The sequence below is a fragment of the Paenibacillus sp. FSL H7-0442 genome, from assembly GCF_038593105.1.
In the GTDB taxonomy this organism is placed as follows: domain Bacteria; phylum Bacillota; class Bacilli; order Paenibacillales; family Paenibacillaceae; genus Paenibacillus; species Paenibacillus polymyxa_D.
Genome location: NZ_CP151963.1, coordinates 2,809,812 through 2,823,575, shown reverse-complemented (window position 1 = coordinate 2,823,575; position 13,764 = coordinate 2,809,812). Strand labels below are relative to the sequence as shown.

At 47.4% G+C, this 13,764-nt stretch carries 9 protein-coding genes; 1 reads left to right on the top strand and 8 read right to left on the bottom strand.

Annotated features, from left to right (window positions below; translation table 11 throughout):
* Positions 1-155 precede the first annotated feature (155 nt).
* The 7 genes from MHH57_RS12355 to MHH57_RS12325 all read right to left on the bottom strand — a co-directional run bounded on the left by MHH57_RS12355 (position 156) and on the right by MHH57_RS12325 (position 10,962).
* The gene (locus MHH57_RS12355; protein ID WP_241113510.1) at positions 156-2,429 is read right to left on the bottom strand and encodes a GH32 C-terminal domain-containing protein; all 2,274 of its coding nucleotides are present in this window, start codon (positions 2,427-2,429) and stop codon (positions 156-158) included.
* Entirely contained in the window at positions 2,426-4,894 is a 2,469-nt protein-coding gene (locus MHH57_RS12350; protein ID WP_029515272.1) for a PfkB family carbohydrate kinase, read from the bottom strand. Before MHH57_RS12350 ends, MHH57_RS12355 begins: the two co-directional genes overlap by 4 nt.
* A gap of 25 nt (positions 4,895-4,919) precedes the next feature.
* The gene (locus tag MHH57_RS12345) at positions 4,920-6,545 is read right to left on the bottom strand and encodes an ABC transporter substrate-binding protein (RefSeq protein ID WP_342435137.1); all 1,626 of its coding nucleotides are present in this window, start codon (positions 6,543-6,545) and stop codon (positions 4,920-4,922) included.
* A gap of 125 nt (positions 6,546-6,670) precedes the next feature.
* The gene (locus MHH57_RS12340) at positions 6,671-7,567 is read right to left on the bottom strand and encodes a carbohydrate ABC transporter permease (RefSeq protein WP_029515275.1); all 897 of its coding nucleotides are present in this window, start codon (positions 7,565-7,567) and stop codon (positions 6,671-6,673) included.
* A 13-nt stretch (positions 7,568-7,580) separates the two neighbouring features.
* Positions 7,581-8,534, bottom strand: coding sequence for an ABC transporter permease subunit (locus tag MHH57_RS12335; protein WP_340932231.1), 954 nt, complete (start codon positions 8,532-8,534; stop codon positions 7,581-7,583).
* A gap of 309 nt (positions 8,535-8,843) precedes the next feature.
* Positions 8,844-9,812: a LacI family DNA-binding transcriptional regulator gene (locus tag MHH57_RS12330; RefSeq protein WP_029515279.1), complete on the bottom strand. Its 969-nt coding sequence runs from the start codon at positions 9,810-9,812 to the stop codon at positions 8,844-8,846.
* 322 nt (positions 9,813-10,134) lie between these two features.
* Entirely contained in the window at positions 10,135-10,962 is an 828-nt protein-coding gene (locus MHH57_RS12325; RefSeq protein ID WP_342435136.1) for an AraC family transcriptional regulator, read from the bottom strand.
* A 213-nt stretch (positions 10,963-11,175) separates the two neighbouring features.
* On the opposite strand from MHH57_RS12325, the gene MHH57_RS12320 reads away from it, so the two are divergent.
* Positions 11,176-13,371 carry an alpha-galactosidase gene (locus MHH57_RS12320; protein WP_340885445.1) on the top strand — a complete coding sequence of 732 codons (2,196 nt, stop codon included), beginning with the start codon at positions 11,176-11,178 and terminating at the stop codon, positions 13,369-13,371.
* A gap of 177 nt (positions 13,372-13,548) precedes the next feature.
* Here the strand turns inward: MHH57_RS12320 and MHH57_RS12315 are convergent, their stop codons facing one another.
* Positions 13,549-13,764, bottom strand: a complete 216-nt coding sequence (locus MHH57_RS12315; protein ID WP_342435135.1) for a PTS glucose transporter subunit IIA — start codon at positions 13,762-13,764, stop codon at positions 13,549-13,551.

Genomic DNA, 13,764 nt, shown 5'->3' with positions numbered 1-13,764 from the left:
AACATCGATACCTCATTTCGAAATGCTCTCCTTGTACAAAGATGAATAGTCATGAAGAAGGGAGAATATGAATGAAACGTTTCCAAACGGAGGAATGCAAAGTTTCTTGATCATTTGTGCATACCCCATTCGTAAGGAGCGCCTAAACAACCGTCTTACCAAACGGACTGCATATCCCATATATCCAAGGATTTAACAAACGGTTCTCCATCTCCCCAAATCTCGAGTCCCAAAGCATCCATACGGCTCGGATATACCCGGGTTGTCAGGCTTTTCAATCCGCTTGCATAAGCTTCGACCATGGAGCGGTCCAAATAAATGTGAAGCTTCAGATTCTCCCCAAGCAGCTCCAACTTACCGCCTTGAATCCCTCCGCACTTTTCTCCAGGATGCAGGGTCGTTTTCGAGCGGTCGACCATGAGCAACGCTTGATTCCAATCATAATACAGCAGAGTTTCTTCCTCTCCGTCCGGCGTACAACGGACCTTGATTCCGAATTTTTTGGCGCTGCCGGGCTCCAATTCCAATTGAATCTCAAGCATGTCACCATGAACATTCCTAAGCTGCACATTAGTTTCAGCCAATGACTGGTCTCGAAGCGATAGCCGCTTAGGGCCACGCAGCGATTGAAGCTCCTGAATCGGCTCTATTCCCAGACGTCCGTCATCCCTCAAATACACGCTTAACGGCAAGCCTCCGTTATGAGCCCAACCCGACTTATATTCCATCTCGGAGGTCCGGTCGCCTTGGGCTATCGTAAAGACGATATTTCTGCCGGTCTTCGGATCAACCATTCCGCTCGGTCCGGTAAAATGGAAATCCCCGACATCAATCAATTGAGGCTCTTCTTGATCGGGGATGAACGAAAGATTTTGCTTGTCAAGTTGTCCGATCCAATAGAACACCTCGACATCCGCTCCCTTCCCCACAGGGCTGACAAGCAGCAGATGTTTGTTCACTCCCTGCTTGTCACTGCCAAGGGGAAGAAGCACAGGGAGCTCCCAGATGGGTCCAAGGTAAGGAAACTTCTGAATATCCGCTTTAAAAAACGGCCCTTTATACGTCCAATTCAGCATATCCTGTGACGCAAATGCCAGTGCTGCTCCACCTTCAATTCCGGACCCGACCAGAGCATACCAGCCGTCATCGTCCTTCCATACGAATGGATCTCGGAAATCCCCAAATGCGCCCATTCCCTTCTTCTGCACGATCAACGGCTCTGGATGTTTGACCCACTGAACCAGATCCGGGTTTCCGTCAAGGGTATAAGTGCTTCGGGCAAGCGCTACGCTCTGATTCGGAGAAGCGCTGTCATTACCTGCCGTAAAGAACAAGACAGGAAGTCCGTCAGCATCATAGGTTGCGCTTCCCGACCAGATCCCGTCCGGTGCGAGCTGATCCTTTTCGGGCGCCAGGGCCACGGGTAGATCACGCCAATGCACCAAATCCTGACTTACCCAATGTCCCCAATGGATCTGATGAAAGAACGGCCCCTGCGGGTTATGCTGATAGAACAAATGATATTGCCCGTCAAAATAGATCGGTGCATGAGGTTCGTTCATCCAATGGGCCGGCGGGCTAACATGATATTGCGGTCTGTGCCGATCAAGTAGCAGTGGCGTTCGGTCCAGCTTGATCTCGTCATAGTTTAATTGTGGCCGGATGCCTTCATGAAAGGTATCCAGCACATGCCGATAAGAAGCGGCCACTTCTTCCGCGCTCAGCGCCCGATTATAAATCTTGAGTTCATCAATGATACCGCTAAACATGTGCAGGCTGAACACTTCCGCCAGCAGGCTGCTATGGTTATTCTTGCCGATAAGAAGATCCGTGTCCGCCGCCTCAGCCAGGCGGGAACCACGAGGCACGGCAGCTGAAGCGATTTCACTGCCGTTTAAATACAGCTTGATTTCCCCTTGGTTCCCATCGAACACAGCATTCACGTATGACCATTCATTCTTGGGCAGTTCATGGCCGTCCGGCGACCAAAGTTCCTTCCAGTCTCCTCCTTCCAGCCCGACTTGGAAGGACCAGGAACCGTGACGGAACATGCCGAGCAGATAACCCTGCTTGCGATCCAGGTTGTAGCGGTTCACGATGGCGGACAATTTGCCATCATCCCCCCATTCATAGGAGCGTGGGGCTACCCATACTCCTATGCTTAACGCTGATCGATACTCTGGCTCGGTGTTCTGATTTCCCTCATCGAACGAATGCGCAATGTAAGTCGAATAACCATCGAACAGAAGCCCATTTCCAATTACCCCCTGTCTCCACCGTGGAGGGCAAGGTTGAGTAAACTCCGCTTGGTTAAACACGTACTGGATATTATCCTGGACTTGGGATACGCTCTCCAGAGCGCTTGTACCGGTTCCTTCATTGAAGGCCCAATACATAATCAATCCCCGATTATCGGTTGCATGGCTCATACTTCAACCCTCCTGGATGTCTGCTCCGTTGGACCATTAGGAATATGAATGGAGTTAAGAGCATGCATATAAAACGAGTTCACTACAACTTCCCCTGATTTCGCACTTATCTCAATACGATCCATCGGAGCATCAGGGAATATTTGATCCGTCAGTGCAACCAAGCCCTCATTCGCGTACACTTCAACCGCGTTGCGATCCAGCCAGATATGCAGCTTGATCTTCCCATTCTCCGAAACCATTCTAGCACCGTGCTTGCACGCAAACGACGGGTGGAAATCACTCAGGCCCGATTTCGAGCGGTCGATGAATAGCCATTGGCGCACAGGGTCATAACCGATAATAGTCTCACTTTGCCCAGAGGACTTCATTTTAATATGAACCTCGTCTTCGGAACGAATGTCGATATCCGCTTCAATTTCAAGCAGAACATCATTCGTTTTTTGCGTAAACGGCACCTCTGGCGTAACCTTAACCTCATTCCAGCAGAGCGTTCCTTTCCGCAGCTGCTCTATTTCCCGAACAGGCATTTGGGTCAGAACTACGCCTTCGTCTCGACTGGTCAATGACAAGACGCGAGGCAGAGTCATTGTGCCTCTCCAGGCCCCGGTAGGCGTTTGGTTAGCATATTTCCAGTTGCTCATCCATCCGATGATCACACGTCGTCCGTCCTGCTCAGCTATATCCGACCAGGTGACCCCCGCATAATTGTCCCGGCCATAATCCAGCCACAGGATATGATCGGCCGGATGGTCATTGATGAACGTATTTCCGTCGAACTCTCCGATAAAGTATTGCGTGCGTGAGCCTTCTGGACAGTTGGGATTATCTCCGATGCTTATGATAAGTACCCATTTGGAATGTCCGCTGTCATCAACCGGCAATTCAAAGAGATCAGGGCATTCCCAAACTCCGTCATGCGAGCCTTCACTCTTTCCGAATTCGCCTGACAACGACCATTCACGCAAATTGTCGGAACGATAAAACCGAACGTGGTCTCCCGCGACAAGAGCCATAATCCAGGATGCACTTGGCGAATGCCAGAACACCTTGGGGTCCCGGAAGTCGACCAGATCATGCTCGTCGAGTATTGGGTTCTCCTCATATTTGTGCCAAGTTCGGCCTTTATCGCTGCTGTAAGCCAGGCTTTGCCGCTGGCGAGGTTGTTCGGTCTCCGGACAGCTGTCTGCATGAGTGAAGAGTGCGATCAATCCATGGGAACCATCGAACAGTCCGCTGCTATTATTCCAGTCAACCACACAGCAACCGGAGAAAATAGCGCCATGCTCATCCGGGAACAGAGCGATAGGCATATGCTCCCAATGAACCAGGTCTTGGCTTACAGCATGACCCCAGTGCATTGGTCCCCATTGGTTACTATAAGGATGGTGCTGATAAAACAGATGATAGACTCCCTCGTAATAGACTAATCCGTTGGGATCATTCAACCAATGGGAGTGAGGTGAAAAATGAAAACCCGGCCTAAATCTATCATCATCGTGCTGTTTATTTGTCTCGATTATCTGGGTAATTTCATCTGTCGTCGGCATAGATTGAAGAGCCCCTTTCCGTGTGGTTACTAATGCACCGCCGGCATTAGCAAAAGTTAGCATACCGATGATTTGCTGTTTGGTCAGCTGATTCAAATAAACACCGGCTTTCAGTATCTTATATAACAAGCAGCCCAGAAAAGCGTCGCCGGCTCCTGTCGTATCAGTGGCCTCTACTTGAAAACCCGGCACATATCCGTCATGATCAGCTAATCGGTAATAGCAGCCTTTTTCCGCTAAAGTTACGAAGATCCCGGCGATGCCGAATTGCTGTTGCAGCTCTAGCGAGCCTTTTTCCACATCAGTTGTACCCATTATAAAGTGGAGCTCATCTTCCGATATTTTCAGGATATCTGCATACTTCATGCCCCAAAGGATATTCTGTTTCGCTTCCTCTTTACTCTCCCATAAAGCAAACCGGATATTCGGATCGAATGAAAGCAGGACTCCTGCCTCTTTAGCCTTCACAACTGCCGCTCTTGTTGCCGTACGGGCCGGCTCATGGGTCATCGACAAAGAACCAAAGTGCAGTGCATGGCAGTTTTCAATCCTATCGAACGGGACATCCTGCGTGCGCAAGTATGTATCCGCTCCTGGTTTCCGGTAGAAGCTGAACGATCGGTCTCCGTTGTCATCCAGATGAACAAATGCCAGCGTTGTATTGGCTTCATCTGTAAACGTAAGCGCAGACACGTCGATGCCGCCGTTCATCAAGGTATCGTGCAGCAAGGAACCGAATTGATCATCCCCAACTTTGCTAATCAATGTCGCTCTAGCTCCTAAACGGGATAGAGCAGCTGCTACGTTAGCCGGAGCCCCTCCAGGATTGCATTCAAACTGCTCGTTGCCTCCCGTGGTACGACCTGATGGCGTAAAGTCTATCAATACTTCCCCAATGGTTATTACATCAAGCACAGTTTTCTCCCCACCTATCGTTTGATTATTTATTTTTTAAATTTGCATTATATCGATCCAACCCTTTTTGATAGATCTCCATTAATTCGTTCAGCCCCATCTTCTCGAGTGTCTTCACATAGCTGTCCCACTTTTCATCTACCTCGCCATCGACGATGAACTTGCCTCTTTGGGTATTTACATATTTAATAAGTTCTGGCTCAATCCGATTGATTTTATCTAGTTCATCCGGTTCAAAGAAGATGCTCGCATAGTTTTCCTTTTTCATATATGGAGTGTAATATTTCTCCAAATACTCAGCACGCTTCTGAGCTCGGGGTTCCATATCAACAACTTTTCCGAAGTCATCGAAAGTAATGACGCCCGGATTTCCTGTGCCTGGAGCCACTTTTTGACGGAATTCACCTGCGGAGACTCCCTTGGGAAGCGGCAGGTTCACCAATTTTCCTTTTTCGTCCGTCTTGAATACGACATCCAACGGACCCCAGTGAATTTGAGCCGCCATGTAAGGGTCATACTGTTGATCGATCCAACGCATCGTCATTGCCGGATAACGGTTCTCCTTTGTAATCACGAAGCTACCTCGTCCCGGACCGCCGCCGTTGTTGCGACCAATCATCTGATCTCCATTTGGGCCTTTAAGCGGGGGCAGCAGAGCATAATCCTTACTACGCTCCGGTCCGACAACTTCTTCGACTTCCCACCAAACGTAGGAGCCGAGCGTTTCATCTGGTGTTTTGCCTTTTGCTAAATACTGAGCGGCATCCTGGGTGAACGATTCAGGGTCAATCAGCCCCTGCTTATACCAGTTATCATGAATATATTTTAATGCTTCCTTATATTGAGGTTGCGTAGCGGTAAAGATCACTTTACCTTCGCGGACGATCCGATGTTCCAAATTATCCGGAAGACCGAAAGCTCCGAATATGCCAGCAATGTCACTACACCACTGCATGTGCATAAAGCTTAATGGGATTTCATCAGCCTTGCCATTGCCGTTCGGATCCTTCGTTTTAAAGGCAATCAAAGCCTGCGTGTATTCGTCCAGCGTTTGAGGTAATTTTAAGCCCAGTTTATCGAGCCAATTTTTATTGATGACGTGAAAGAAGGGGTTGGTATCGAGCTTATTCTCTTCCCACGACGGCAGCCCATAGATGTGACCGTCTGGCGCTGTGATGGCTAGTTTAATATCAGGCCGTCGATCGAGAAGCATCTTCAAATTAGGCGCATATTTATCAATTAAATTCTCCAGCGGAATAATGGTTCCGTCTTTACCGTAATTGATTAGATCGTAATCTGTGAATCCAGCTCCGTAAAAGGCATCTGGCAAATCTCCGCTGGCCAACAACAAATTTTTCTTCTCTGCAAAGTCAGTGTCTGGAATGTTTTCCCAATCAATTTTTACGTTTGTTTGTTTTTCCAGCCGCTTAAATATTTCCATTTTCGAGTAATCTGGCGCTAAAGCAGCTTTTGGGGATACCATCTTTAATGTCACCGCTTCTTTAACAATCGGAAGACCGGTTTTATTAAAATTTGCATCCTGATCTGGATTCACCGTCTGATTTTTTGACTCGCCTCCGCCTCCCGAACATCCGCTAAGAGCAAACACTCCAGCCAGCATTAGAATTCCAGCCCTTTTGAATAATTTCATCGTACATAACCTCCTTATGTCAGTCCACAAGCTGAGAACTTCCCTTGTCCTTGTTATTTACTTGTCTGAATGCTGAATTTAGGTATTCTGTTGCACATTCCCCCCTTTCAGGCACCATGACAATGTTAGCCTTTGATCGAGCCGATCATCACGCCTTTAACAAAGTATTTTTGCAGGAAAGGATACAAAATCAGCAACGGTAGGCTGGATACCATGATGACACCATATTTGATAAGCTCTGTAACGCGCATCTTCGCTGCATAGGATTCCACGTCTATCATCATGCTCGAGTTGGCCTGATTCTGGACAAGAATGTTGCGAAGGACCAGTTGTAATGGATACTTGCTTTCATCGTTCAAGTAAATCAAAGCGTCAAAGAAACCATTCCAGAACCCGACAACATGATACAGTACCATTACGGCTATAACGGACTTAGACAAAGGTAATACGATGCTCCAAAAAAATCTGGTATTGGAACAACCATCAATGGAAGCGGCCTCCCACATTTCATCCGGGATGGTCGACTGAAAAAAAGTCCTTACGATAATGACATTGAACACACCTCCCGCTCCAGGAATAACAAGTGCCCAGATCGTATTCAGCATGTGAAGATCTTTAATCAGCAAATAGGTCGGGATCAACCCCCCACTAAAAAACATGGAAATCAGTAAAAACCACATTATTACCGACTTTCCTGCCAGTCCTTTACGAGCTAACGGGTAAGCTGCACATACGGTCACGGCAACTCCGATTAATGTTCCTAGACTCGCATATAAGATCGAATTGGCATATCCAATCCATATAGATGAATCGCTGAATATTCGCCCGTATCCATCCAGCGTAAAACCCTTTGGAAAGAACCATACTTCACCTGAGTAGATGAGATTGGGGTCACTGAGTGAAGCAATCAATACAAAATACAGCGGGAATAATACAAGCAACATAACTATGGTCAGCATGACGTAGTTGACGATGTCAAACCACATGTCTCCCTTGCTTTTTCTCTTTAATAATTGATTCAAAATGAACTCCCCCTTACCACAGGCTGGTTTCTGTCAATTTTTTTGCGATCCGGTTGACGGTGACTATCAGGATAATATTTACAACTGAATTAAACAGGCCAACTGCTGTAGAAAAGCTGTATTGTGCTTTTTGAATCCCGATTTCATAAACATAGGTCGGAATAATATTGGAGGTGGCATAATTCAAATCGTTCTGCATAAGGAAAGCCTTTTCAAAACCGATACCCATAATGTTACCGAGTGCGAGAATCAATAAGATGACGATCGTCGGCAAAATGCTTGGAATATCCACATGCATTACGCGCTTCCATTTGCTTGCTCCATCCATGATCGCGGCTTCATGCAATTCTGGATTGACCCCTGCCAGCGCAGCAAGGTAAATGATGGTAGCAAAACCTGTCTCTTGCCAAACCCCTGATAAAATATACAAAGGGCGGAACCACCCTTCGTCGGCCAAGAACATAATGGGGTCCCCTCCAAACCAAGTGATGATGTGATTCACAATTCCGCTGTTTGGAGACAGAAAAACATTAAGCATACCGACGAGCACTACGGTCGAAATAAAGTGTGGTGCATAAATTACAGTTTGTACAATTTTCTTGTATCTCTTGGCCAGCATCTGATTGAGCATAATCGCTATAATAATCGGAGCTGGGAAGCTAAATACAAGCGATAGAACACTGAGTGTAAGCGTATTAGTCATGATCGTCCAGAAGTTATAGGAATCGAAAAAATCAATAAAGTGCTTAAAGCCTACCCACTCGCTTCCCCAGATTCCCCGACTTGGTGAAAAATCCTTAAAAGCAATTTGTATTCCATACATTGGATAGTACTTAAATACGAGATAAATAATAATGATTGGCAGCAAAAACAGATATAGTTCATAGTCACGTTTGATCTGGTTCCATATTTTGCGATTTGGCTTGATCGTAGAATGATCCCACTCACTAGTTCTTGAATTCACCATTACACTCCCTTTCTTGTAAAAGAATATTTTCATTTTTGAAACGTTTCCAATTTATTAAAAGAAAAACGTCAGCCGGTGATCCATACCATAAATCCACCGAATGAGCTAAAGTTTTTCCAAAGTCAAAAACAACCTTGCCTAAGATAGCAGGAGACGATACATTTGCTGATCCAAACTTATTCCTTGGATCTTTTAACAGAGTAGTCTGATTGTCAAATGAAACGTTTCCAATTTATTATAAAAAAAAAGGCGAGTTTGCAGATCCAGACTGAGATCCAACTGAATGAGCTAATATTTATACAATAAAACTCATGTCGTTTCGCCTTGCCTGAAGATAACGGGGAGACGATACACTTGCTGATCTAAAGTTATACCATCCATCTTTTGATACAGTAGTCTGATTGTCAGACGTGCCATCTCCTCCACTGGCTGCCTAATTGTAGACAATATCGGATGAAAATAACGATGATCCTGAATGCCGTCATAACCGATGACCTTTACATCTTCTGGAACTCGAATACCCTGCCTACCTGCTCTTTCTATATATTTGGCGGCAAACATATCGGTAATAGCGAAAATGCCATCCACATCCCGATGCTTAGATAGAAATTCGCCAAAATAGGCTTCGTCGTCCACAATAGGATCTGGTTTCTCGTATACAACATGGTCTACACCCAATTTTTTCGCCTCATCAATGAAACCTTTTCTTCGATTCATGGTTTCACTAAAAATTGAAGTTACACTTCCTATAAAGGCCGGTTTTTGGGCCCCTGCCTTAACAAGTTCCCTCAAAGCTAGACGGCCTCCCTCATAATTATCTGAGGTCACACAAGTGATTTTTTTGTTGAAATGTCTGTCAATACTTAGAATCGGAATGTCATTGCTTACGCTATTTTCTATATCATTGTAAGTAATGCCGACAATACCAGCCACTTTGTTTTGACGTAGCATATCCAGGTAATACAGTTCCTTTTCTGGCTTGCCGCCGCTATTACATAACATGAGCTTAAAGCCTTCCCGATCCAACTCATCCTCAATGTAATAAGCCAGTTCAGAAAAAAAAGGATGCCAGATACTTGGAAGCAGCAAGGCTACCATCTTGGATTTCCTCATTTTAAAATTTCGAGCGACTTCATTAGGAAAATAATTCAGTTCTTGTATAGCTTTCTCCACTTTCCTTCGTGTATCTGGTTTTACAGAGCCCGAGTTATTAATAACGCGGGACACCGTTCCCACAGCAACACCAGCTATCTTAGCTACATCTCTAATACTTGGCATTTAACCCCCCCATATCTCTTATGGGAATTATAATAGCACGAAGTTGGAAACGTTTCAATAATCTTTGAAGCGCTTTTTTTCTGACTTTTTTCATTACCTACTCCGCATATGAATTTGTGTCACCTGATTCAATCGAACCGCTGAGGAGTACCAACTCCATTCCGGCGGGACGGGGATCTTTTTGTCATCGATACTATTGAGTCAATCGACCCCCTAATCATTAACGTAGTGTTTGCGTGACCCTTCTTTTTTCTTTTAAGCCGCTTTAAAACAAGGCTGCCGAAATTTTCGGCAACCTGTTACTATCTTCAAGACCCTATTTTCATTGATCACTCCGGATCAACCGCCGAATTTGATACAAATCGCCCTCCATGCGGAATTCGCCTGGAGCCATTCCTGTATACTTTCGGAACACTTTGCCGAAATAATTCGCATTCGAGAAACCGGACTGTTCCGCCACCTGCTCCAATGTCAGATTTGCGGGCTCCAGCAGAAGAGCAGCCGCTCTTTCCAACCTCATACGAGTTAAATAGCGGCCGGGAGAGAGGCCAAGCTTGCGCTCAAACTCACGGGTGAGATGAAATTTAGAACATCCGGAGACCTCCGCCATGTCCTGAAGGCCAATGCTCCGATGCAGATTACTGTCAATGAAGGTCTTACAGCGTTCTACAATCGGAGGCAATGGGACGCTGCTGGCAAGAGTGACAAGATGACTCGCCAGTGACATGGCCAGTGAATAAGCAGCCCGTGAGCACTGATACATATCGCGGTAGCTGTTCTCAATAGCTTCCCGATAAGTCACCCACAGGAGATGCTCCAAATCGGTCCCCGGCTCAATCCGGAAAATGTAGCCGCTTATGTCCAGCCATTCCTGGAGGAGATGCAGCGCCAAGTGTGACAGTTCGAAGTAAAGCACTTCCCATCTGGGAGAATCAGAGGGGAGACGGTAGATATGGTCGCCCGGAACATCAGCCAGAAAAGCATCCCCCGGCTCGAGGGAATGTCTCCTCCCCCCCGTTTCAATCTCACCGCGACCATTCAATGTATATTGAAGCACACAATGGTCTCCGGTACGGTTCCGTCCATCCCAGATATAATCATGCGAAGTAATCAGCTCATATCCAGCACCTTTTAACAAGATATAGGGCATAGGTGTTATAAAGTGAAAAGATATCGAGGACTGCTTCTCTTTCCCGTTTCCCTCCCCATGATTCACAGCAATATTTCACCCTCCTCAATTTATAAAGTTACTCTTGTTTCGGTTCTTCTGCACCTTTACGCTAATGATGAAGACGAATTTTCTATAATCAGTTATTTCATACGCTTACTAAATTATAACACTAAAAGGAGCACGATTTCACTTATGGGCATTCATTACGATGAGAAACGCATGGTATTTCACCTGCAAACCCCCGGTTCCAGCTACTGCATTCAGATTGTTCGCGACGGCTACCTTGGGCATTTATACTGGGGACGACGAATCGCCATCTACCAGGATTCTGTACCTTTTGATTTTATCGATCGGGGCTTTTCGCCGAATCCTGACCCTGCTGACCGAAGGTTCTCCTTGGACAACCTTCCGCAGGAGTATCCGGGTTACGGGAACGGCGATTTTGGCATACCCGCCTATCAGGTCGGCCAGTCTAATGGATCTGAAATCTGTGATTTCCGTTACCAGACTCATCGGATATTCGCCGGCAAGCCAAAGCTTCCAGGTCTTCCTGCCACTTACATCGAGAGGGAGGACGAAGCGGATACGCTGGAGCTTGTGCTTGAAGATGCACTGACCGGTCTGCGTGCTACCTTAATTTATACTGTCTTTAACAAATACGACGCCATCGCTCGGTCGGTTCGTTTCGACCATACCGGCTCCGACAATCTGGTCCTTCTTCGCGCGCTCAGCGCCAGTATCGATTTCAGAGATGACGAGTATGACATGTTGACCTTCTACGGTACGCATACCAATGAGCGAAATATTGCGCGGAGACCCCTTATGCCCGGCATCCAGAATGCGGAAAGCCGGCGAGGTGCCAGCAGTCCCCAGCAGAATCCGTTTCTGGCCCTGCTTCGTCCTGGCGCTGATGAAGACAATGGCGAGGTATACGCGCTCAATCTCGTTTACAGCGGAAACTTCATAGCCCAGGCCGAGGTTCAGCAGTACCGGACGACTCGGTTGTCGATCGGCATCAATCCGTTTGGCTTCTCCTGGCAGTTGGCTCCCGGAGAAAGCTTTCAAACGCCCGAGACCGTCATGGTATACTCTGCACAAGGCTTGGGCGGGATGTCCCGCGTCTTTAATAGGCTCTACCGCACGCGGCTCAGTCGCGGCAAATTTCGTGACGCCGAACGGCCGATTCTAATTAATAACTGGGAGGCCACCTACTTTGACTTTAACGCCGACAAGATCGAAGCGATCGCCCGCGAAGGGAAAGAACTTGGTATGGAGCTCTTTGTCCTGGACGACGGTTGGTTCGGCAAGCGGGACAATGATTTGAGTTCCCTGGGCGACTGGACCGTTGACCGTCGCAAGCTTCCGGAGGGGCTGGACAATCTGGCCCGGCGGATAACCGGAATGGGCATGCAGTTCGGTCTGTGGTTCGAACCGGAGATGGTCTCACCGGACAGCGAACTCTACCGGCGCCATCCCGACTGGTGTCTTCATGTGACGGATCGTCCCCACACGGTGGGGCGGAATCAGCTTGTTCTCGATCTGTCGCGGCGGGATGTATGCGACTATATTGTTGGAGCGCTGTCCGATGTTCTGTCTTCCGCACCGATTACTTATGTCAAATGGGACATGAACCGCCATTTGACGGAGATCGGCTCTGCCCTGCTTCCGGCGGAGCGCCAGCGCGAAACGGGACACCGGTATATCCTCGGTCTGTACAGGGTATTGGACGAGCTCACTTCCGTCTTTCCGGATGTACTGTTCGAGAGCTGTTCCAGCGGAGGAGGGCGCTATGATCCCGGCATGCTCTATTACATGCCGCAAACGTGGACAAGCGACAATACCGATGCGATCAGTCGGCTAAAAATCCAGTACGGCAACAGTATGGTCTATCCGGCTGTGTCTATGGGCGCTCATGTTTCGGGTGTACCGAATCATCAAGTCAACCGGGTTACTCCTCTTGACACCCGAGGACATGTCGCGATGTCGGGAAACCTTGGCTACGAACTCGATCTTACCAAGATGTCGCTGCAGGAAAAGATAGCGATCAAGTCCCAAGTTGCGCTATATAAAGCAATTCGCCCCCTTATCCAATTCGGAGAATTTTATCGCATTTTAAGTCCGTTCGAGGGCAACGAGGTGGCCTGGGCCTTTGTTTCTGATGACCAGAGCGAAGCAGTACTTGCTTTCTTCCGAGTGCTGAGCCAGCCGGGTGAAAGGGTGCCTATTCTGAAATGCAAAGGATTGAATTCGCGTTACCTGTACCGCCATCACGAAACTGGAAAGATATACGGAGGTGACGAGCTGATGTACGCCGGTTTGACACTTCCAAGAATAAAAGGGGATTTTATCAGCCTGTTCTGGAGGTTTAGTAAGATCGACGAGCAATGAATGTATTAAAGCAAAAAAATTAGAAGTCCAACAGAAAGCAGGGCCTGAAATCATGAGATTTCAGGCCCTGCTCGCTATGCCCCTTCGCCGTGGTTATATTATTTTGAGAAGCAAAAATCAACTGGCAAATGTGCTGTAACAGCTTGCCGGTTCTCCGATAAATCCAAGCTACACCCATCATTTTAAGTGAACGCGAAGCAGTGGGACACCGTCTACCACCCCAGCGCCTTCCATCGTCTCCACCGATTTCACCATTTCCTGGTCGTCCGGGACCAACACTGGTGTGATCACCGGAAAGCCCGCCTGCTCGATTTCGGAAATATCAAATTCCAGCAGCTGTCCTTTCTTGATTTTGTCACCGGTCTGAACTCGTAGAGTAAACCCTCTTCCCAT

Coding starts and splice junctions, on each gene's coding strand:
- MHH57_RS12355 (WP_241113510.1), bottom strand. CDS start 2,429: ATGAGCCATGCAACCGATAATCGGGGATTGATTATGTATTGGGCCTTC.
- MHH57_RS12345 (WP_342435137.1), bottom strand. CDS start 6,545: ATGAAATTATTCAAAAGGGCTGGAATTCTAATGCTGGCTGGAGTGTTT.
- MHH57_RS12335 (WP_340932231.1), bottom strand. CDS start 8,534: ATGGTGAATTCAAGAACTAGTGAGTGGGATCATTCTACGATCAAGCCA.
- MHH57_RS12330 (WP_029515279.1), bottom strand. CDS start 9,812: ATGCCAAGTATTAGAGATGTAGCTAAGATAGCTGGTGTTGCTGTGGGA.
- MHH57_RS12325 (WP_342435136.1), bottom strand. CDS start 10,962: ATGCCCTATATCTTGTTAAAAGGTGCTGGATATGAGCTGATTACTTCG.
- MHH57_RS12320 (WP_340885445.1), top strand. CDS start 11,176: ATGGGCATTCATTACGATGAGAAACGCATGGTATTTCACCTGCAAACC.
- MHH57_RS12315 (WP_342435135.1), bottom strand. CDS start 13,764: ATGGGAAGAGGGTTTACTCTACGAGTTCAGACCGGTGACAAAATCAAG.